Annotated in this window: 1 protein-coding gene; it reads right to left on the bottom strand. The window is 34.6% G+C overall.

Going from position 1 to position 231, the window contains the following annotated elements; genetic code table 11:
- A partial coding sequence (locus ACYP5M_RS26850) for a DUF1516 family protein (protein WP_459735766.1) occupies positions 1 to 118 on the bottom strand: 118 nt, incomplete at its 3' end.
- Between the last annotated feature and the right edge of the window lie 113 nt (positions 119 to 231).

The following is a 231-nucleotide window of genomic DNA, read 5'->3' as shown; positions in this document are numbered from 1 at the left end:
ATAGATAGAACAACCGTGTTATCATTTGTAGCATTTTAGCTTTCGGGTTTTCAACTTTAAGCATCGAATATGTGACAAAGAAAAGAATGAGTCCGATATCCCAAGCTGTAATATGCATATGTGTCATTTTTTTGCCCCCTCGTTCAGTTTCCTTTTCATCATATCATAGGCTTTTACAAAAAATCAAAACTAAGGACCCACCTGAATGGGTAAAACCAACAATTTAATGAA

The sequence above is a fragment of the Peribacillus sp. N1 genome (genome assembly GCF_054600815.1).
Note: the sequence above shows the minus strand (reverse complement) of the source record. Positions and strands in the feature narration are given on the sequence as shown.